Source organism: Roseibium marinum, from assembly GCF_002906165.1.
GTDB classification, from domain to species: Bacteria; Pseudomonadota; Alphaproteobacteria; order Rhizobiales; family Stappiaceae; genus Roseibium; species Roseibium marinum.
This window is the reverse complement of record NZ_PPCN01000002.1, coordinates 22,908-42,239: the sequence shown is the minus strand read 5'-3', so window position 1 is coordinate 42,239 and position 19,332 is coordinate 22,908. Positions and strand designations below refer to the sequence as shown.

Genomic DNA, 19,332 nt, shown 5'->3' with positions numbered 1-19,332 from the left:
AGTCGCGCCGTGACATTCGATCAGCAATGCCTTTGGGCCGCATAAAACGTGTGTCCTCTCCAGGGTCTGTTTTCATAAGAAATGCATATGACAAGGGGAAAACTGATTGATCTTGGAGTGGTGAAACATCCGATTTGCGTTCCGTACGCAGGATGCTCCGGTGAAATATGTCATCTGAACTTTGCGGACGGCCGGAACCCGCCACCATCCGAATAACACCCTGTAGCTTTTGCGAGTCTTGTGTCGACTTGATGCAGTGCCGGATTTTCGGTCCGGTCCGGCGCTTCAGGCCCAGATCGCCATCCTTAGTCCGCGCTCGTCTCGCCGATAGTCTTTCGGAAACGGTTCCGCCTGTCCAAGGAAAATCCGCTCCGCGATCAGGCTGTTGGCGGCTGCGTCCAGGAGATCGTCGCGGCCACAGCCGCGCGGCGGCTTTTGATCCAGGAAAGCCCGGTCTAGGCCTTTCGACACCATCAGATCGCGGCGCTGATCGAGACCTTCCGGATTGGGGCGGCTCTTGATTTTTTTCGGCAGGCTCATTTCCCGCTTTCCGTTCAGCCTCCAGAAGGCGAGTTCCGGGTGGACCTCGTAGACGCGGGCTTCAAGCTCCGCCGTCATCAGGGCGTCGATCTCGCGGATCTTCGGAAAAAGATGAAAGCACTGTTTGGAGACTTTTTTGGGCGGTTGCGACGTCTTCTGCGCCGTTTCACAGGCGGCCGGGTAATCGTCCTCGTAGACGGCGGCGCGCGAAGGCACGGTGAAGACAGAGGACTGCCGCAGTCCCAGATGGTTTCTTGCCGCTTTTTCCGGGCCGCGGCCCTCGGGGCCGATCCAGTCCGGCAGGCCGATGGGCATGTCGACCGCGATGATCCGCGCAACAGGTGCGACACCGAGCAGATCGGAGAAAGCCGGGAACAGCCGGAGCTGCAGCTCCCGAGGGTTATTCAGATTGCGCAGAACGGCGATCCAGCCGGCCTTGCAGCCGTCGACGCCGGCCACCCACAGGTCGGCGCTGTCAGGCACGGGCCCTGGATTCCAGGACCCGGCGCGAGGTCACAAGCGCCATGGCCCGGACGACCGATTGCTGTTCCTCGGCGAAGAGCAACTCGTCGGCGCCCTTCTTGACGCTTCTGGCAACCAGTTCGAAAACGGAAGCGGAGGCGTGCTTGAGCGCTTTCTCGTCGTCCTGTCCGGCGAGCAGATTAGCAAGAAACAGCCCGGCAATCAGATCGCCGGTTCCCTTGGGAGGATCGGTGATGACGGCATGTTCCGCGGCGACGGCGCCGCGCGGCCCGGCGAGCAGGTTGGCAATGGCATTGCGGCGGAGCGCCGGTGAGGAGGTGACCAGGACGCGCTCGTTGCCGAGATGGCGCGCGGCGGCCAGCGCCTGCAGCTCGCTCTCGATCTCCCGTCCGGTCAGCCAGCCGAGCTCGAAACAATTGGGCGTGACGATATCCGCCAGCGGGATCAACCGGTCCCGTATGGCCTCGGCGGTCGCCTCGGGCACATAAAGCCCGCTGCCCCCGGCTGGAGAATAATCGCCGATGACCGGATCGCAGAGATAGACTGCCTGCGGATTGGCCTTTCTGACCGCCTTCACGATGCCTTCAATGGCTTCGGCCTGCTCAGCATTGCCGAGATAACCGGAGATGACCGCGCCGAGTTCGCCAAGTCCGGGCGAGGCGGCAAGATCCCGCGCAATCGCGGCAAAAGCATCGGACGGCGGGACGATCCGCGTGCCGCTGCCCTGGCCCGGGTGCCAGGGCAGCAGAATGGTTGGCAGGAACCAGACGTCGTGACCGATCCGCTCCAGCGCGAAGGTCAGCCCGCGACCGCTGATGCCGCCACGCACGACTTGCGAGGTGATGACAAGGATCGGCTTTTTCTGCGGCACGGGGGCTCCCGGCGGTTGCGTCATCGTCGGCTACTTTCTGGAGGGTCAGGCGGCGTCGGAAGAGGATTTGCTGCCGGTGCCGTAGCGCTTTTCAATGTAGTCCAGCACCATTTTCTTGAATTCACCCGCGATGCCGGAGCCGCGCAGCGTGGTGACCTTCTCGCCATCCACGAAAACCGGCGCGGAGGGGGTTTCGCCGGTGCCGGGCAGTGAAATGCCGATATCGGCGTGTTTGGATTCACCCGGTCCGTTGACGATGCAGCCCATCACCGCGACATTGAGGCTTTCGACGCCGGGATACTCTTCGCGCCACTTCGGCATGGAAACGCGGATATGGTCCTCGATGTCGGACGCCAATTCCTGGAACACTGTCGATGTGGTGCGCCCGCAGCCGGGGCAGGCGGCGACGACCGGCACGAAGGCGCGGAAGCCCATCACCTGCAGCAGTTCCTGCGCGACCTGCACCTCGCGGGTGCGGTCGCCGCCCGGCTCCGGCGTCAGCGACACGCGGATCGTGTCTCCGATGCCCTGCTGCAGCAGGATGCCCATGGAGGCGGCCGAGGAAACAATGCCCTTGCTGCCCATGCCGGCTTCCGTCAGGCCGAGATGAAGCGCGTAGTCGCAGCGGCGGGCAAGGTCGGCATAGACGGCGATCAGGTCCTGAACCTGGCTGACCTTGGCGGACAGGATGATCTTGTCGCGGCCCATGCCGAGGGCTTCGGCGCGTTCGGCGGACAGGATGCCGGACTGGATGATCGCCTCACGCATCACGGCGGCGGCCGAAACCGGCCTGGCGCTTTCCGCGTTCTGGTCCATCAGCTTTGTCAGCAGTTCCTGGTCGAGCGACCCCCAATTGACGCCGATGCGGACCGGCTTGTCGTGTTTCAGGGCAATCTCGATGATCTGGGAGAACTGCGTGTCGCGCTTGGCCTTGAAGCCGACATTGCCCGGATTGATCCGGTATTTGTCGAGAGCCGTGGCGCAATCGGGATAGTCGCTCAGAAGCTTGTGGCCGATATAATGAAAATCGCCGACCAGCGGCACATCGATGCCGAGGCGGTCCAGCCGCTCGCGGATGCGCGGCACCTGGGCCGCGGCTTCCGGCCGGTCGACGGTGATGCGCACGATTTCCGAACCGGCCCGGGCGAGCGCCGAAACCTGGGCAACGGTTGCATCGGCGTCGGCGGTGTCGGTGTTGGTCATCGATTGCACGGCAACCGGCGCGCCGCCGCCAACCAGAACATTGCCAACCATCACGCCAATCGATTTGCGGCGGGGCAAGGCTTTTGCGAAGTCGTCGATCATGACAGGAACCAAAGGGTCATTGGGATTGAGCTCATGGACACATACATGAGGGAACTCGGTCCGCTTTTCCAGCGCATGATTAGGGGGTGAGGCGAAAAAGGGCAATGGGGACGGTCCGTACCTGGTGAATGCGGCTGTTTTTCGTCAGGAGACAGGCGGAGCGTCAGGCCAGGTGCGCGCGAGCGGAAAATGCCCGATGCGGTGCTGGCGCGGTCCGGCAAAACCGGTATCCTGCCGCAAGCTCGGTCAAACCCCCTGAGGACAGCTCATGTTCATCACGGTCCTGGAAAGGTCCCTTTCTCTGGCACAACACAATATGGGCACGCTGTTGCGCACCGGTTGGGCCTATATCGTGTTGCTCATTGCCCTCAATTTCGCCATCGGCGGTGTCCTGATGCCGGAAAGCGGGTTCAAGACAGTGTCCTACATGACCGAACCGGTGGCGGCCGTTGATGAGGGCGCACTGCGTCTGCTGGCGGCGGCCGCCAATCTGCTGGTCGGCTTTTCGATCGCCATCGCCTATGTCCGCAGGATCCTGATCGACGCAGGGGACTTTCCGCTCACGTTCGGCGGGCGCACCGCCCGGGTGATCCTCAACCAGATCATTCTTGCCCTGATTGGCCTCCTGTCGCTCATACCTCTGGCGATTGTCGCGCTGCTTCTTGCCGCCGTGACGGCGGGCGTGGGCCTGCTGCTTTTCTTTCTGGCGCCCTTCATCGCATTGATGGTGGTTCAGCGGTTCTCGGTCATCCTTCCGGCCGCGGCGCTCGACGACCCGCTCACCTTGAAGGAAAGCTGGCGGGCAACGTCCGGGCTCGGCTGGGCCATGGCGTTTTCCGCCCTGGTCATGAGCCTGCTCGCCGGGTTTCTGGTGTTTGCCTGGGCGTTGCTGCTGGGCATCAGCGACGGGCTGATGCCTGCGAGCGTGCTTTGGCAGCAGATCCGCTCTGCGGTGTTTCCAATGGGAACGATGCTGATCCTGGTCTGGGTATTCGCCAGTTTCCACGCGACTTTCTACGGGCTTATCCGGGAACGTTTCGCCGGCCGGCTCGGCCTGAAGCCCGCCGATTACACCAAGGCGGATGAACAGAAGACCGCCGCAAGCGCCCGAGCCCGCAAGGCGCTCGACGGTGTCCGGCGTCTGCGCCGCCGGTAGAAATCCATTCATCCCGAAGCGCGACAGGCTTCAGGGCGGTGGCGTGCTTGTCGCTTTTGTCATTGCTATGTTGCGGTGCGACACTAACTGGTGGAATGATGCACCGGAAAATTTATCAATCCTCGGGAGTTCCCTCATGCTTTCCAATAAAACTGCCGTTGTAACCGGATCCACTTCGGGAATCGGCCTTGGCTGCGCCCGTGCCTTTGCCGAAAAAGGCGCCAATGTCGTTATCAACGGCCTGGGCGATGCGGATGAAATCGAACGGACACGCGCTGCCATCGAGGCCGATTTCGGTGTCCGCTGCGTGTATTCTCCCGCCAACATGCTGAAGGGTGACGAGATCGCCGGCATGATTTCCGACGCGGAAAAGGAATTCGGGTCGGTCGATATCCTGGTCAACAATGCCGGCATTCAGTTCGTCTCACCGGTGGACGAGTTTCCGGTCGAAAAGTGGGACGCGATCATCGCGATCAACCTGACGTCGGCCTTTCACGGCATCCGGGCCGCCCTTCCGGGCATGAAAAAGAAGGGTTGGGGCAGGGTCATCAACACCGCTTCCGCGCATGCACTCGTCGCTTCGCCCTTCAAATCCGCCTATGTCGCCGCCAAACACGGCATCGCCGGCCTGACGAAAACGGTCGCGCTGGAAGTTGCCGAACAGGGGATCACCGTGAACGCGATTTGCCCCGGCTATGTCTGGACGCCGCTCGTGGAAGCGCAGATCCCCGACACGATGAAGGCGCGCGACATGACCGAGGAAGAGGTCAAGAAAGACGTGATGCTGGCCGCCCAGCCGACAAAGAAGTTCGTGACCATCGAACAGGTCGCCGGGTATGCGGTGTTCCTGTGCTCCGACACCGCCTCTTCGATCACCGGCTCTATCCTGCCGATCGACGGCGGATGGACCGCGCAATAAAGGTTCCTGGTAATTCGAGGTCCTTTTGAAGAGGGCACAAGGAGGCCGCGGTGGCAGCACCCAAAAAGATAAACCTCGCCCTTCAGGGCGGCGGTGCGCATGGCGCGTTTACCTGGGGTGTTCTGGACTGGTTTCTGGAAGACAACCGGTTTGTCATAGATGCGATTACCGGAACATCCGCAGGCGCGATGAATGCGGTTGTTCTGGTCAGCGGCATGGAGGCCGGCGGCGAGGCGGGTGCGCGGGAAAGCCTGGAAAATTTCTGGTACGAGGTCAGCAGGCAGGCCCAGTTCAGTCCGATCCAGCGCTCTCCCCTGGATGTCCTCCTTGGCCAGTGGAGCCTCGATTTTTCTCCGAGCTATCTTTATTTCGACGTGATGTCGCGGTTTGCCTCGCCCTATGAACTCAACCCGTTCAACGTCAATCCCCTGCGCGACGTGGTGGCGAATATCGTCGACTTCGACAGGGTTCATAATTGCGATGCGGTGAAGCTGTTCGTTTCCGCGACCAACGTGTTCACCGGCAAGATCAGGATCTTCACCCACAAGGAAGTGACGCTGGATGCGGTGATGGCCTCCGCCTGCCTGCCGCATCTCTATCAGGCGGTGGAAATTGACGGCGAACCCTATTGGGACGGTGGTTACATGGGCAATCCACCGCTTTATCCGCTGTTTTACGAGACCGGAACACCGGATGTGGTGCTGATCCAGATCAATCCGGTGGAGCGGCGGGAGGTGCCCAAGAGCGCGCGGGAAATCCTCAACCGTGTCAACGAGATCAGTTTCAATTCGACCCTTCTGCGGGAACTCAGGGCCATCAACTTTGTGACACGCCTGATCGAAGAAGGGAAACTGTCGCCGGAGGACTACATGAAGGTGCATATGCACCGGATTTCCGCGGTTGAACTGAAACCGCTCCAGGCCTCGTCGAAGCTGAATGCCGAATGGTCCTTCCTGACCGAGTTGCGCGACATCGGCCGCAAGACCGCCCGCGAATGGCTTGACCGTCACTACGACGATATCGGCAAACGCTCTACGATAGACCTGCAGGCCGAGTATTCGTGAGCCGGCGCAGCCCGCCGGGAGCGGCGGTGTTAACTTTCTCTTAGCCACGTTCGCAGGTAGCGTTGCAGAATGCGAGGCAGGGTGGAGGAGCATTCTCAAACGAAATCAGCATGTTGTGCATTGCGCGCCTGATAAAACCAGATCTGGGTATTTTCGGGAAAAAACAATTTGGCAAGGCTTTTGCGATTGGATTGGCACGCTGATTGTCAGGTAGTGCGTCGTCAGCGAAAGATGGACGGAAGAAGCGGGCAAATGCGACCCCGCCCGCTTCTTCCCTCCCGCGACGATCCGGCAGGTTCCGCTCACCGGAATTCGCCCTGACCCGCAATTTCCGCGACAGACCTCATGTCTTTTTCATATAAATTCGATTTTTCGGATGGTAACTGTTCTTAAATTGCCGTCTTGGCGACCTATTTCTAGAACACCTTGCCTGTGTTCATGCGAACGCAGGCAAGGTGTTCTAGACTCTTTAGGATCGGTCAACTTTCTGCTTTCGACGCACAATCAAATGAAGGCAGGCCGTTGTTTTCAGCTTACGGGAAAAGGGATTTGCGATGAGCGACAGGATGAGCCGGTTTCTGGCAAGTTGCCTCGGTGCGCTGACGGTCGTGGCCGGTTCGATGAGCGCCGTTGCGGTCGAGGCCATGGCTGCGAGCGACGAAACGCGCATCGCGGAGATCACGGCTCAAGGGGGATGCCCGCGCTGCGATCTTGAACTTGCCGAGCTCCGGGGGCTGTCTCTTGAGAAAGCCAATTTTAACCGGGCGATCCTGCGCGAAGTGGACCTGAAGGAAGTGGCGCTTCCGAACGCGGATTTCCGCTATGCTGATTTCCGGCGGACGGAGGCGGAGCGCGCGGACTTCTCCGGAGCCGATTTCTCAAATGCCAGCATGCGGTCCGTCGATCTGGAAAAGGCCAATCTGACGAACGCCAATTTTCAGGAAGTCGACCTGAGAGAATCGGACATGAATTCCAGCAACGTTTCGGGCGCGAATTTCGACGGGGCGGACCTCAGGAATGTCACTCTGGTCCGTTCCGTCGCGCTTGGAGCGTCGTTCAAGGACGCGAAAATGGATGGTATCAATCTTGAGCGTGTCGATCTGGGCGGGGCGAATTTGCAGAACGCTCGTCTCCGCCAGGCAAAACTCGACCGCATCAGCGCGCACAATGCGGACTTCTCAGGGGCGGATTTTTCCGGTGTCCGGCTGGTCAGTTCCGATCTGACCGGCGCAAACCTGACCGGCGTCGATTTTGACGGCGCCCTGTTGCGCCGGACCCGTCTGCCGGGGGCCGATCTGACGGGCGCTAAAAACCTGGACCCAAGCCGGATCCTGGGCGCCTGCGGCGACGCAACCACCAAACTTCCAAGCGGCATAGAGCTGATTGAATGCACGTATTGAAAGCTGCGGCACCTGACGTGAATTGAGGCGCGGTTCTGCCGCGGTCGATTTGGCGCCGAAGCCCGGCAATATCCCGCTTCCTCTCTCAGAGAGGGGGCGTGCAAACCGCTATACCCGAGAAATTGTCAAACGCCTTCGCTGACCGAACCTGTTGACCTTTGTCCGGAAGCTCTCAGAACATTTGCGGAAAAGCGCGGCCTGAAGCGTATCGCGTTAAATTGAATTCAGGAAATCGCCCGAACGCATTTGCAATGCAAACGCTGCCTCGGGCGGTCCTCCTGAAACCATGAATCCATGAATCCGCTTAAACGCGACGCGTTCTAGAACAGGTCGAAGGCGAAGCGGTAGCTGACACCGACGCCGACACTGAACTGGTCCTTGCTGCCGCCTTCGGCAATCGGGCTGTTCGCGGCGTCGCCGACCAGACGATCGTAGCCCCCCTGAAGGTGAAGGCGGACATCGTCGTTCCAGTCGTAGCTGGCGCGGGCCGCCACGCCGAGGCTCTTGAAACCGGCGCTGGGGCTGTAGGCGGTCAGGCGTCCACCGCTATTGGCGGCTTCGGAAGCGCTGACGCCGAAATAGGTGTCCATGTATTCCTCGGAAGCAAAATCGGCGCGCGGACCGAAGCTGACTTCCCATTTTTCATGCGGATAGATGATGCCGTCGAGGCCGAGCTGCCCGACCTGGCCGGTATGGCCGTTGATCCCCTGACGCAATTCCGCGAAGGCGCGGAAGTGCTGGGTGCGATACCCGCCGCCAAGCCCGAGCTCAAGCGCCCAGTCGACGGTTTTGGTTCCCCGCAGATCCGCGCTGTCGCTGGCCTTGCGTTCGCCGATGAAATTGAAGGCCGGATACAAAAAAGGACCGGTCCTGCGCGCGCCGTCGGTCACCTGGCCGAAAACCGGAAGGTAGAACCGTCCCACCGAGATAATCGGGAAGGGGTAGACCAGATAGCTGTCCGCGGCTTCGTAACGCGGTTTGACGATTGCGCCAATGCCGAGATCGACCACAAACTGCTTGCTTGCATCCTGTGTGGAGAGCTGGCCGCTTTCAGCCAGGGCAGCCCCGGAGATGGCAGTCAAGGAAAGGGCCAGTGCGGCGCGCGACAACAGCTTCATCATTCTGATCACATCCATTGGAAACTCGTTGGGCGAAAGATAGCACGAGTGGGGGTTATAGAAAGCCTAAGGAATCAAGGTTGTGTGGAACTGTTGCATTTGCGCATCTGCGGCCTCTTTCAGCGAAGCCGCGCGGCAAACAAATCCACGTTAAAAGATGCCGCGCCTTGCAGCTTTTCCGTCTTGCGGCTACATGAGGATCAAGACAGATCCTGAACGGCAACGGACGAGACCATGACAGCCCTTTTCAACGTCATTCTTATCGCACTGGAACTCTACACCTACGTGATCATTGCCTCTGCGATCTTCTCGTGGCTCTTTGCCTTTAATATTGTCAATTCGAACAATCAGGTCATCAACGCCATCGGCCGTGTCCTTTACAATCTGACCGAGCCCGCCCTTCGGCCCATCCGCCGGTTCCTGCCGGATCTGGGCGGCGTCGATATTTCCCCGGTGATCCTGCTGCTGCTCATCATTTTCATCCGCCAGATCATCATCATCAACGTGATGCCGCTGTTCGCCGGATACTGATGTCCTGAAACTTCCCGCATGAAAAAAGCCCGGGCCATCTGGTCCGGGCTTTTCACGTTCTTTGTACGAAAAGCGCTTTAGTCTTCCAGCTTGCGGGCCTCGTCCGGCAGCATGATGGGGATGCCGTTGCGGATCGGATAAGCGAGCCTGGCGGAGCGGGAAACCAGTTCCTGCTTCTGTGCGTCATATTCCAGCGTCGACTTCGTAAGCGGGCAGACAAGGAGTTCAAGAAGCTTCCGGTCAACGGGGCGTTCCGCGGGTTCGGTCATGGGATCGGTCTTTCTGTCCTTTGTCCTCACTGTATCCTGCCTTGTTGCGAAACCGCATCGCGGCAGGATGCCTTGAGGCTTACTGCAATGTCGTTCCGCCATCGTTCTGGGATTTGGCGAGATCCATCTCGGTGATGGCGATAAGCGTTTCGGCGCGGGTTTTCAGGTCGCGGGCTTCCAGAAGGGCCTGTTTTTCCTGGGGTCCGTACGGGCACATCATGCAAAGCGCGTTCACCAGAACTTCCGTTTCGGCTTCCGAAACGCTGCTCCAGTCGGCTTCCAGGTTGTTGGAGTCCAGATAGGCGCGCAAGGTCTTCAAAAGGCCATGCCGGTCGACGTCCTCTTCGCCTTCGCCGCATTTAAGATCGTTCGCGAAGGGCGCGAAGTCGCATTCCACCTGACGGAACCCGGAGTAGGAACTCTTCTCCTTGCCAAGAGCGAAGCGGGTGATGCCCTGAAGGGTGATCAGATATCGGCCATCGCCGGTCTCCTGAAAGCTCGTCAGGCGGCCGACGCAGCCGACGCTTGCCAGCACCGGGTTGTCCGGATCGTCGGTATCGCGGTCCGGCGAAGGCTGCACCATGCCGATCAGCCTGTTGCCCCCCAGAGCCGCATCCACCATGTCGATATAGCGCTGTTCAAAAATGTTCAGCGGCAACTGGGTCCTGGGGAGAAGCAGGGCACCGGACAAGGGAAATACGGGCAGGATCGGCGGCAGATCCGCGATGGTTTCGTAAATGGCATTTCCCGCCTGCATATCCCCGCCTTCTTTGTTGTCTTTACAAGGACCCGGACCCTGGGCACCGCCGGGTGAGCCGGACCTTCCATGACCTAATGTGTGTCTTGATCGGCAATCGTCAAGAAAACAGCACCGCGGAAAGCTTGCGCCGTCCATAGGCGCTTGCCGGGTCCTTGAAGCCCCAGGCTTCGAAGAACTGCAGAAGCTGCGCGCGCGCACCGTCCTCGTTCCATTCCCTGTCACGGCGGACAATCTCGATGAGCTGGTCGACGGCGCCGTTCTTGTCGCCCTTGCCGTTCAGCCCCAGGGCCAGATCGAACCGGGCCTGAAGATCGAGCGGATCTTTTTCGATCCGGTCCTGAAGGTCGGCAAGATCGCCGAGAGACGCTGCCTGTTCGGCCAGATCCAGCGCCGTCTTCGCGGCGATATAAGCTTCCTCGGAGCGCTTTTCCTCCGGCACGAGTTCGAGGGCCTGTTTGGCGCGCTCCGGCTCGCCGGCGGCCAGATAACACTGGGCGAGGCCCGCGATGGCCCTGGCGTTGTCCGGGTCCATCTGCATGACGGCCCCGAAGTGCTGGGCGGCCTGGGCGAAGTCCCCGGCGGCGAGCAGTTCTTCCGCCTGTTCAAGATGCACGTCCGCCTGGTTCACGGGGGCCGGGCCGGCGACCTTCTCGATGAAAGCCTTGACCTGGCTTTCCTGCTGCGCGCCCATGAAACCGTCGACCGGCTGGCCATCCTTGAAGGCGACAACCGCCGGAATGGACTGGATGCCCATCTGGCCGGGGATCTCGGGATGGTCGTCGATATTCATCTTGGCAAGCTTGACCCTGCCGCCGGCGGCCTTCACCTCGGCCTCGATGATCGGCGTCAACTGCTTGCAGGGGCCGCACCAGGGCGCCCAGAAGTCCACCAGCACGACCTGATGACGGGAGGCTTCCATGACGTCCGCCATGAAGGTCTCCGTGGTGACGTCGAAAACAAGGTCGCCGCCAGCGGGAGCGCCGCCGCCGCCGGAGCCGCCCTGTCCGTCCGTCTGTCCCCCGTAGCCGCCGCCCATGCTGCCACCGAAACCGCCGCCGATCTGGCCGCCCATGGTGTAATTGCCGTTGCTCATCTGTCCGCCTCGTTTTCTTCGATCCGCGTCTGCCGCGCCCGGACCTCAAGTGGTAACCGTTCAAGGGTCGATTTGGCTCATAACATGGAGCCGAAGCACCCGAATTACAAACGCCCGGTGCGGGCGCTTCAAAGTCCGGCCGCCGCGGCCTCTTCGCTGACCGCGAGAATGCGGGCGGAGTGGCCGCAGGCGCCGGCGAATTTCATCAGATCGTCCGCGCGAACGGATGTCGTCGCATCATTCTTGAGCGGATGAAAGTTCAAGACATTGTGCTGCATCATTGCGGCGTCGAATACCGGTGTGACCCGCAGCATTTCCCGGTCGTTGATCAGCGAGAAGGGCGTCACCGACCCGGGCTCCACGCCCAGCACCTCCATGAGAAGGTCCGCGTTGCCGAAAGACACCCGTCCCTGCGCCCCAATGATCTGGTGGATCTTCTTCAGGTCGATCCGCGCGTCGTGCAGCGCCACGATCAGAAACAGGCGGCCCTTCTTGTCCTTCACGAACAGGTTCTTGGTATGGCCGCCGGCAATGCGCTCATGCAGTCCGCCGGATTCCGCCACGGTGAAGACCGGTTCGTGATCGACCGTGGTCACATCGATATCGAGATCCCTCAAAAAGCCCATCAGGTCGTCGCGGCTTGCCGGCATGCTGTCTTCCCAGGTCCTGGTAAATGCGGAAGCTTGCCCGTTCGGCTCCAGGCCTGCGGGATGCTTCGGCTTTATAAAATCGAACAGGGTTCCGTTTTCAATGGCATTGCATGAAAACAGCCTGATCCAGGTGACGAAGTCATAAATGAAGATGCAATTTCATCCCCATTTATGGGTTTGTGACCTAACGCGTTTCCGCATAGCCCCACAAGGGTGAATTTGCAGACTATAGTGCTGAATTCCGTGGTTTTTCCGAGGGGGCCGGTACAGGAAATCCACAAAAAGACGGCCCGGAAAAATTCTGCAGATTCGGTGTTGCAATCCGTCCCGGCTTGGTTCATATACAGCGCCACCGACGCCGGGGCCGAACTGCCCAGGCGCTCAGGTCGCTGTGCGGGCGTAGCTCAGGGGTAGAGCACAACCTTGCCAAGGTTGGGGTCGTGGGTTCGAATCCCATCGCCCGCTCCAGTTTTCCTCAGTGATTTCTGAGGCTTAGAAAACGCCCTTCGGGGCGTTTTTTGCTTCCCCGGCCCCTTTTTCGTAAGCGGGGAAGCAGGGGGGAAGCAACCGAAGGCATTTTGCCTTGTGTGCGGCGCAGTATTTTTTTCACCTACAGGCAACTTGCAGCCCTTTGATTCAGGTCCGCCAAACGCATTGCTTGAGCACACTTCCTTCATTTTAAATGGCTCTCGTAAAGCCATTGTCGTGCTCACGTGCGTAGCTCCCTTGTCACCTTCGTATCGCTAATTAAGCCGACTTACCTTAGCATGATCTCTATTTAATCCAAGCGGCAATTGCTTAAATAAGGTGCGCCGTCCATATTGAAAAGATGGCAGAGAAACACACAATAGATTCGCGGCTGGGCCGTTTTGTCGAGACAAGCGTCGGGGGGGAGACGGTACGAGCCTTTGTGCCTCCACCACTCCCTCCAAACCCGCCAATTGACATTCTGCCACTTCTCCCGCACCTGACCAGCGCCGAAAGGGCTCTCGGCCGTCTCGATGGCATCACGACGATTTTGCCACGCCAGGAATTGTTCCTGTACATGTACGTCCGAAAAGAGGCCGTGCTCTCATCTCAGATTGAGGGGACCCAGTCGACATTAACCGACCTTTTGCGCTTCGAGACGGACGCCAAGGCTGGCCAACCGGTTGATGACGTTCGCGAGGTCTCGAATTACGTCGATGCGATGATGTATGGCTTGGAACGGCTGGACGATCTGCCGCTTTCGCTTCGGCTCATCCGCGAGATGCACGCCCGCCTGCTCGAAAGCGGTCGCGGAGGAACCAAGAACCCAGGAGAGTTCCGGCGCTCTCAGAACTGGATCGGCGGCAGTCGTCCGGGCAATGCGCTGTTTGTCCCTCCGCCGGTCAATGAAGTCGACAATTGCCTCGAAGCGTTTGAAGTTTTTATGCATGAGGATCGATCTCAGCTGCCTGCGCTCATCAAAGCGGGCTTGCTCCATGTTCAATTCGAGACCATTCACCCCTTTCTGGACGGCAATGGCCGTATCGGTCGGCTATTGGTGACGCTTTACCTCTGCGTCCACGGGGTGCTGAAAAGGCCGCTTCTCTACCTCAGTCTCTATCTGAAATCGAACAGGTCCGACTATTACCGTCTTCTGCAGGAGGTGCGCGAGCAAGGAGCCTGGGAGGCCTGGCTCGAATTTTTCCTTCAAGGCATTACGGAAACGGCGAACCAGGCGTTCGACGCTTCAACCCGCATTGTCGAACTGTTCAAAGAGGATCGGGAATTAATAACTGCTCAGAGCGATCGGGCGGGCTCGGCTTTGCGTCTTCATGACCTTCTTCAACAACATCCTTTCTTGACTGCCGGACAACTCGTCGAGCAAACAGGGCTCACCATGCCAACCGTAAATGCGGCACTCGCGGATTTGGAGCGGCTAGGTATCGTCGAAGAGGTGACCGGGCGTAAGCGGGGACGTGTGTTTGGCTATCGGCGATATCTCGTGATTCTTAATGAAGGAACTGATCCTTTGTCCGCGTAATTTGGTGAGGTTATACTCTTGACCATAGAAGGATTTATTCGAAGCGTCCTCAGTTGAGTGTCACTACCTGTTCAAGCTCCATCTCAGGCGTTGTGCACAGAGTTCACAGACTTCGCCCTTCCATAACTGCTCCCCTTCCTGTAGTTCGGCGTCCCCTCCGATCGTTGGAAGACGCCCAATGAAATCAAGACGATCCTCTCTTTCCTCACATTTGATCGAAGCCTACTGCGAAAAGCGTCTCTTGCCCGTGTTTTCCTCGCAGGTGGTAGAGGTCCTAAGAAGGCATTTGGTCGACCTGCTGGAGAGGAAAGAATATCCAGCTTACAGAGGCAGCCGTCTGGACGTCCGCGCACTGGCGGAAGGCCTGGGCCTGGATTCTCGCCATCTTATGGCTGAGAGATCGAACCTCCAGCCGATATTCGACGCGGTTACACGATCCATTACCGAAAATGCACTGCGCCCTGAAGCACATGAACGAGATAGTCAACTCAGGGAACAGGTTCATCAGACGACTTCAGAGCGCCATTCCAGCGGCCATAAGCGCCGAGGCAAACCACCACGGCCGGTTGTCGAGTTTCCGGATCCGCTGGAGCCAACCTGGAGCGAGCCCTCAAACTTCGGCGCGGCTCTTCGCCTGCATTCCAAGCGGCATGGGGAGTCTATATACCACCTCTTCAACGCCGTTGTCCGCACCGAAGACGGGGTTAAGCGCAGCACGTTTGTTGGGTGGGGGCGGAGGACTACCGCACCGAGATCTCCGATCAGTCTGGAAATCCTGCGCCGCATCGAACGCCGCTACCGTCTACAGGAAGGATATTTCTCTAGAGTTTCGGAAGCCATAACAGGAAGCCCGGCGTCTTGCGAACTGGATGAAATGACGCCGGCCGAACGGCGCCGATTTGTCTGGCACCTGCCGGACGATTTCAGACGGCGATCTCGGGCCGAACAGGCGGAGATTCTCTCGTGGGTGCGAAACGTGATCATCAGCGGTTCGACGGAATATCGTCGTTATCAGGCCGCAGCCATGAGACAGCGATACGCTGTGCGTTTCAATTGTGCCTTAGGCCCCCAACGGAAACACTCTGGAACTCGATCTTCTGATCCTTCAGGTGTCGTGGACGCACCCAAACGATTGAACGAGGAAATGGCCGAAATCCTTCGGTTCAAAACCTCAACTTTTGCGGCATTCGGCCAACAGCGAAATGGCGTCTGGGGTTCAGAGACCGCGTCCCAGAAAGTCGAACATTTCGGACTGTGGTTCGGCGCCTTCACGGCGGCTTCTGAAGGTGAGGTTCAAGGGTATGGCATCGATCCGGGAGTTCTGACCTTCGCGATGATGGTTTTCCCGCAAGTTTGGGACTGGTATCTGCACTGGCGCGAAAGACGGCGTGGTTTTTATACCCGATGGGAAATCGACCTGCTGTCCGTCGCCGCCGCTTTGTGCCGGGAGGAAACCGGTTGGCTGCGTCAGACACCACGCATTGCATCAAGCCTTCAGGCGATCGAAGGCCTGATCTCGGAGCAGGACATCGCCGACGCACAAAGCGACTGGGCGTCCGCCTGTGACCGGATGTTTAAGCACGCTCGGCGCCGCATCAAGGAGATCGAGCGTGTCGCGAAAATTCACCGTGATCCATTTGAGCCAATCATGCCGGTTCTCGAGGCTCCCAGTCCGGTCGGCGAGTATCGGAAGATCACAGAAGAAATCCTTCGCCGCATGCCAGACGAAAGGCGTCATCCACGCGCGACGGCTGAGGCAGTCCGCTCCTTCTTACTCCTTCGGATTGGTCTGCATACAGGGCTTCGCCAGAAAAATCTGAGAGAACTCCTGCTTTGCAGGCCCGGCGACCTGCCAACGTCCGAGAGGAAACTGGAGGATACGAAACGAGGAGAACTACGCTGGAGCACCCGCGAACGAGGATGGGAAATACTGATCCCTTCCGTCGCCTTCAAGAATGCGAACTCCTCGTTTTTCGGATCGAAACCGTTCCGTTTGATCCTTCCTGATCTCGGCCGGCTTTACGAGTTGATCGACGCTTGGGTCGACAGGCATCGCTCTCGCCTCATTGGACCGGCAGCCGATCCCGGCACGTTCTTCGTCAAGACGGCGAAAATCACCAGCACCAATGCTGCCTATTCCCAGAACACATTTTTTGAGGCCTGGCGAACCGCGATCCAGCGCTACGGTATCTATAATCCCTGGACCGGGCGTGGTGCGATCAAAGGTCTCTTGCCACACGGACCGCACAATGTCCGCGACGTACTCGCGACACACATTCTCAAGCAGACTGGATCGTACGAGCAGGCCAGTTATGCGATTCAGGACACGCCCGATATGGTGGCGAAACACTACGGACGCTTTCTACCGCAGGACAAGGCGGAAATTGCGGCACGCATTCTCAATCGTGTATGGGACGCAGCTTAGCCGGAAAGTACCGTTTCCAGGAATAAAACGGCCACTAACACGACAACGGATCGCAGTGTCTTTTGTCACATTTTGCTAGCTGTTTGATTCCAGATTCCGGCCCTGCAATTTTCCAAAACCCCCCTGTCCTCTGCAGCAAAGGTCTTACGTCTGGCTTGCATGATCGTAAGTTTACACTGACACTGAATTTCTGGCTCGAGCGTGATTCTGCATCACGGTAGTAAAGCCGACAAAAAACGGAACTGCTTTTCGGCTTGAGCGAATTTTTAATTTTAACATCTGTTGGGCAACATTAACCATGGAATTCTACGCAAATAAGTTAGGTATTTGCAGCACAAGTATAAAAATATATGCGCCAAATACTAATGCGCAGAAAATGAAGTTTATCATAATCAAAATTCAGCGTGTTGTCTGAGAATTGACGTGAGCAAAGGCTTCAGCGCATCAACAATAAAGTCATGGTTTCAATATAGTTGTGAACGAAAGGTTCGCTACGAGTTGTCTACAGATGCTGAGTTGGCTTCAGTGCCGATAGCTAAAGACGTGCGAGAACAACCTTGGGCATTGTTGGGTAACGAGTTCGAACGTCGCGTAGTTGATCGATTGAATCGTGAAGCTGGTGTGCTCAGACCAGCAACAGGTGAGTATACACTGGCCGAAAGATTGACTGGCGCCTTCCTTCGCGGTCAGCGTAGCGAACGCTTTGCAGCCCAAGTAAACTTGAGGCCTGGCATAACGCCTCCATTCCTTCAAGGCACAGGATTGCATTTAAACCGGAATATAGCGGACCTGCTTCGAAGGTCGCCACCCGCTAAAATTGGAGAAGTGGCGTCCTTAACTCTGATCGATGTGAAGGCGACTCGAAAAGCTACAGCTTTTCACAAAACGCAAGTAGCCTTCTATGCGCGAGTGCTTGCCGAACTGCTCAGTGAGATGGATCCAGCGTCGCGCGCTGCGACTAGTATCTCTCCTTTTGGGGAAATATGGCGAATTCCAGATCATGGCACCGCAGAGGGGGATGAATGGCAGGTCGAGCAATTTTCCCTTTCGCCGTATCTGCGCCTGGTGGACGAATTCTGCCGCGACATTCTTCCTGACATTGCCGCCAAGCAGGTGAGACCCGGATTCGACGAGACCTTTTTCCATGTCTATTTCAAATGTGAGCAATGCAGTTTTCTCGAGCACTGTTCTACTGCAATTGCACCAAAGCGCGGCGCAAAACACCGTGACGTGTCAGCGGTGCCTGGCTTAACTCATCAAGGTAAGCGCGCGCTCTGGCGACTGGGTATTGTCAGCGTTGCCGAACTTGCTGAGGCGCGAGGACTGGCTAAGGCGCCAGGCGTAGGTTGGTCGCTCGCCCGACGGGCGCCGCACTTGATTGTGCGGGCTAGGGCACTCGCCTCCGGCACCATTTTACGAACTGAGGAAGAGCATACCTTCTTAATGCCACCGCGTGTGGACGCCATGTTAATCCTTTCGGTCGACCACGACCCTATAGACGACCGGATTGCGGCGATCGGCTACCGTCGTGTGGACGATGGCATTGCTGTGACTGAGCATATTGCGATTCCGAAATCCGGTTCGATTGCCGACGAAGCGGAGGCTATGGTGGCCACACTTTCCGCTTTGATCCTCGATTTGACCGAAATTGATGCACACAACGCAGCTTTGGCCACTCGGGGGCAGGAAGCCGCTGGAATTCACGCACACATCTTCTTCTATGAACCCACTGAGGCAACCAATTTGCAACGCGCCGTTGGACGCCATTTGGAGGATGATCGTGTTCGCAACGGACTGCTCCATCTAGTGCGGCTTTTCCCGCCGGAGGATGTCGTTCCAGAACCTGAATTTCGTGGCGTGCACCACCTCCCCGCCACCGCCATAAAGAGCGTTATTGAGCAACTGTGGGCGCTACCGGTTAGCGTGACCTATGATCTGCGGCAGGTGAGCCAAGCAATCGTGGCAGCGGGCGGTGGACTTGCCTACGTGCCGGACCAGGTATTCGAGCGTCCATTCTCCTCGCTTTTGTCGATTGACGTCATACGCGCCCAGCGAGAAGGACACCGTTCCGCCGTGCCGGTATCTGCGATCCGGCGCGACGTCATTGCCCGACTCGATGCCGTGCAGGGTTTGATTGGTTGGCTCTTCGATGAGAATCGCAATGCCGTTGCCGAGGGAAGCCCGTTGCTGCGCCTTGCGAAAAAGCCTTTCCGGTTCCAGGCAACCTTCGATCCGCTGAACGCTGCTGATCTTGACATCTTGTTGGCCTGTGAATTGCTGGAAAACCGTGCCGGTCTACTCGACGCGCTGATCGGGCTGGCTCAACCAGCGGCGCGCCGGCGCGACTCCGCTCGCTGTCTTGCCGGCCTGACGCTTAGGAAGCACTGGGCCTTGGGCGGACGCCGCATCCTTCAGTTCCACGTACCCGAGGACAGTCGGGAGACCGAACTTGGGCCGAACGACTTCGACCTGATCCTCACGAACGATTCACCTGATCTCAGGCTCAACCCAAGCCTGTGGTCGTCGCTGACGTGCCGTATCAGGCCAGACGAGGATGGATGGGAAGACCGCCGCGACTTGGTGCAGGTGCAAATCGACGGCCGTGTCTTTACTGGCACAGTCTTTCAAGAACTGTTACAGAGCACCGGGCCGGGAGGCTGGTACCTGGATCGGGCATTCAGTGACGTTAACACTGCGAAGGCCGCCGCCTTCCTTGCTAACCTAGCGCGCGTGAGCTAGA

General features: G+C 58.5%; 16 protein-coding genes and 1 tRNA gene. 9 read left to right on the top strand and 8 right to left on the bottom strand.

What is annotated here, in order from left to right:
• Window positions 1-285: 285 nt before the first annotated feature.
• From CLV41_RS07100 to ispG, 3 genes are read right to left on the bottom strand one after another with little or no spacing between them, the layout of a single operon-like run.
• Window positions 286-1,023 carry a DUF429 domain-containing protein gene (locus CLV41_RS07100; RefSeq protein ID WP_103221635.1) on the bottom strand — a complete coding sequence of 246 codons (738 nt, stop codon included), beginning with the start codon at window positions 1,021-1,023 and terminating at the stop codon, window positions 286-288.
• Window positions 1,016-1,918, bottom strand: a complete 903-nt coding sequence (gene pdxY / locus CLV41_RS07095; RefSeq protein WP_103221634.1) for a pyridoxal kinase — start codon at window positions 1,916-1,918, stop codon at window positions 1,016-1,018. The genes CLV41_RS07100 and pdxY overlap by 8 nt, the downstream gene beginning before the upstream one ends.
• A gap of 21 nt (window positions 1,919-1,939) precedes the next feature.
• Window positions 1,940-3,199 carry a flavodoxin-dependent (E)-4-hydroxy-3-methylbut-2-enyl-diphosphate synthase gene (ispG, locus tag CLV41_RS07090; protein ID WP_103221633.1) on the bottom strand — a complete coding sequence of 420 codons (1,260 nt, stop codon included), beginning with the start codon at window positions 3,197-3,199 and terminating at the stop codon, window positions 1,940-1,942.
• Between the two features lie 268 nt (window positions 3,200-3,467).
• Here ispG and CLV41_RS07085 point away from each other — a divergent pair, with 268 nt between their 5' ends.
• From CLV41_RS07085 to CLV41_RS07070, 4 genes are all read left to right on the top strand, one after another.
• Window positions 3,468-4,355 (top strand): 4-hydroxy-3-methylbut-2-en-1-yl diphosphate synthase, encoded by an 888-nt coding sequence (locus tag CLV41_RS07085; protein ID WP_103221632.1) that lies wholly within the window; start codon window positions 3,468-3,470, stop codon window positions 4,353-4,355.
• Between the two features lie 136 nt (window positions 4,356-4,491).
• A complete protein-coding gene (locus CLV41_RS07080; RefSeq protein ID WP_103221631.1) occupies window positions 4,492-5,274 on the top strand; it encodes a 3-hydroxybutyrate dehydrogenase in 783 nt (260 codons plus the stop codon).
• A gap of 50 nt (window positions 5,275-5,324) precedes the next feature.
• Window positions 5,325-6,338 carry a patatin-like phospholipase family protein gene (locus CLV41_RS07075; protein WP_103221630.1) on the top strand — a complete coding sequence of 338 codons (1,014 nt, stop codon included), beginning with the start codon at window positions 5,325-5,327 and terminating at the stop codon, window positions 6,336-6,338.
• A 554-nt stretch (window positions 6,339-6,892) separates the two neighbouring features.
• Window positions 6,893-7,738 carry a pentapeptide repeat-containing protein gene (locus tag CLV41_RS07070; protein WP_103221629.1) on the top strand — a complete coding sequence of 282 codons (846 nt, stop codon included), beginning with the start codon at window positions 6,893-6,895 and terminating at the stop codon, window positions 7,736-7,738.
• A gap of 320 nt (window positions 7,739-8,058) precedes the next feature.
• On the opposite strand, the gene CLV41_RS07065 is transcribed toward CLV41_RS07070, so the two are convergent.
• Window positions 8,059-8,874 (bottom strand): MipA/OmpV family protein, encoded by an 816-nt coding sequence (locus tag CLV41_RS07065; protein WP_208987358.1) that lies wholly within the window; start codon window positions 8,872-8,874, stop codon window positions 8,059-8,061.
• A 216-nt stretch (window positions 8,875-9,090) separates the two neighbouring features.
• Here CLV41_RS07065 and CLV41_RS07060 point away from each other — a divergent pair, with 216 nt between their 5' ends.
• Window positions 9,091-9,387 carry a YggT family protein gene (locus tag CLV41_RS07060; protein ID WP_103221628.1) on the top strand — a complete coding sequence of 99 codons (297 nt, stop codon included), beginning with the start codon at window positions 9,091-9,093 and terminating at the stop codon, window positions 9,385-9,387.
• 77 nt (window positions 9,388-9,464) lie between these two features.
• Here the strand turns inward: CLV41_RS07060 and CLV41_RS07055 are convergent, their stop codons facing one another.
• The 4 genes from CLV41_RS07055 to CLV41_RS07040 form a co-directional block, all read right to left on the bottom strand.
• The gene (locus tag CLV41_RS07055; protein ID WP_068408002.1) at window positions 9,465-9,656 is read right to left on the bottom strand and encodes a Trm112 family protein; all 192 of its coding nucleotides are present in this window, start codon (window positions 9,654-9,656) and stop codon (window positions 9,465-9,467) included.
• A 79-nt stretch (window positions 9,657-9,735) separates the two neighbouring features.
• Complete coding sequence (locus tag CLV41_RS07050; RefSeq protein ID WP_103221627.1) at window positions 9,736-10,413, bottom strand: LON peptidase substrate-binding domain-containing protein; 678 nt, start codon at window positions 10,411-10,413, stop codon at window positions 9,736-9,738.
• Between the two features lie 100 nt (window positions 10,414-10,513).
• Window positions 10,514-11,509 carry a thioredoxin gene (gene trxA / locus CLV41_RS07045; RefSeq protein WP_103221626.1) on the bottom strand — a complete coding sequence of 332 codons (996 nt, stop codon included), beginning with the start codon at window positions 11,507-11,509 and terminating at the stop codon, window positions 10,514-10,516.
• A 128-nt stretch (window positions 11,510-11,637) separates the two neighbouring features.
• Complete coding sequence (locus CLV41_RS07040) at window positions 11,638-12,159, bottom strand: prolyl-tRNA synthetase associated domain-containing protein (protein ID WP_103221625.1); 522 nt, start codon at window positions 12,157-12,159, stop codon at window positions 11,638-11,640.
• Between the two features lie 393 nt (window positions 12,160-12,552).
• On the opposite strand from CLV41_RS07040, the gene CLV41_RS07035 reads away from it, so the two are divergent.
• The 4 genes from CLV41_RS07035 (at window position 12,553) to CLV41_RS07020 (ending at window position 19,331) form a co-directional block, all read left to right on the top strand.
• A tRNA-Gly gene (locus CLV41_RS07035) sits at window positions 12,553-12,627 on the top strand.
• A gap of 361 nt (window positions 12,628-12,988) precedes the next feature.
• A complete protein-coding gene (locus tag CLV41_RS07030) occupies window positions 12,989-14,167 on the top strand; it encodes a Fic family protein (RefSeq protein WP_103221624.1) in 1,179 nt (392 codons plus the stop codon).
• Window positions 14,168-14,345: 178 nt separating this feature from the next.
• A complete protein-coding gene (locus tag CLV41_RS07025; RefSeq protein WP_208987357.1) occupies window positions 14,346-16,592 on the top strand; it encodes a hypothetical protein in 2,247 nt (748 codons plus the stop codon).
• Between the two features lie 423 nt (window positions 16,593-17,015).
• The gene (locus CLV41_RS07020) at window positions 17,016-19,331 is read left to right on the top strand and encodes a hypothetical protein (protein WP_146048528.1); all 2,316 of its coding nucleotides are present in this window, start codon (window positions 17,016-17,018) and stop codon (window positions 19,329-19,331) included.
• Window position 19,332 lies beyond the last annotated feature (1 nt).

Bases quoted from the DNA above. Each gene is read 5' to 3' on its own strand.
- pdxY (WP_103221634.1), bottom strand. From the start codon at position 1,918: ATGACGCAACCGCCGGGAGCCCCCGTGCCGCAGAAAAAGCCGATCCTT.
- ispG (WP_103221633.1), bottom strand. From the start codon at position 3,199: ATGATCGACGACTTCGCAAAAGCCTTGCCCCGCCGCAAATCGATTGGC.
- CLV41_RS07085 (WP_103221632.1), top strand. From the start codon at position 3,468: ATGTTCATCACGGTCCTGGAAAGGTCCCTTTCTCTGGCACAACACAAT.
- CLV41_RS07080 (WP_103221631.1), top strand. From the start codon at position 4,492: ATGCTTTCCAATAAAACTGCCGTTGTAACCGGATCCACTTCGGGAATC.
- CLV41_RS07070 (WP_103221629.1), top strand. From the start codon at position 6,893: ATGAGCGACAGGATGAGCCGGTTTCTGGCAAGTTGCCTCGGTGCGCTG.
- CLV41_RS07065 (WP_208987358.1), bottom strand. From the start codon at position 8,874: ATGGATGTGATCAGAATGATGAAGCTGTTGTCGCGCGCCGCACTGGCC.
- CLV41_RS07060 (WP_103221628.1), top strand. From the start codon at position 9,091: ATGACAGCCCTTTTCAACGTCATTCTTATCGCACTGGAACTCTACACC.
- CLV41_RS07055 (WP_068408002.1), bottom strand. From the start codon at position 9,656: ATGACCGAACCCGCGGAACGCCCCGTTGACCGGAAGCTTCTTGAACTC.
- CLV41_RS07050 (WP_103221627.1), bottom strand. From the start codon at position 10,413: ATGCAGGCGGGAAATGCCATTTACGAAACCATCGCGGATCTGCCGCCG.
- trxA (WP_103221626.1), bottom strand. From the start codon at position 11,509: ATGAGCAACGGCAATTACACCATGGGCGGCCAGATCGGCGGCGGTTTC.
- CLV41_RS07040 (WP_103221625.1), bottom strand. From the start codon at position 12,159: ATGCCGGCAAGCCGCGACGACCTGATGGGCTTTTTGAGGGATCTCGAT.
- CLV41_RS07030 (WP_103221624.1), top strand. From the start codon at position 12,989: ATGGCAGAGAAACACACAATAGATTCGCGGCTGGGCCGTTTTGTCGAG.
- CLV41_RS07025 (WP_208987357.1), top strand. From the start codon at position 14,346: ATGAAATCAAGACGATCCTCTCTTTCCTCACATTTGATCGAAGCCTAC.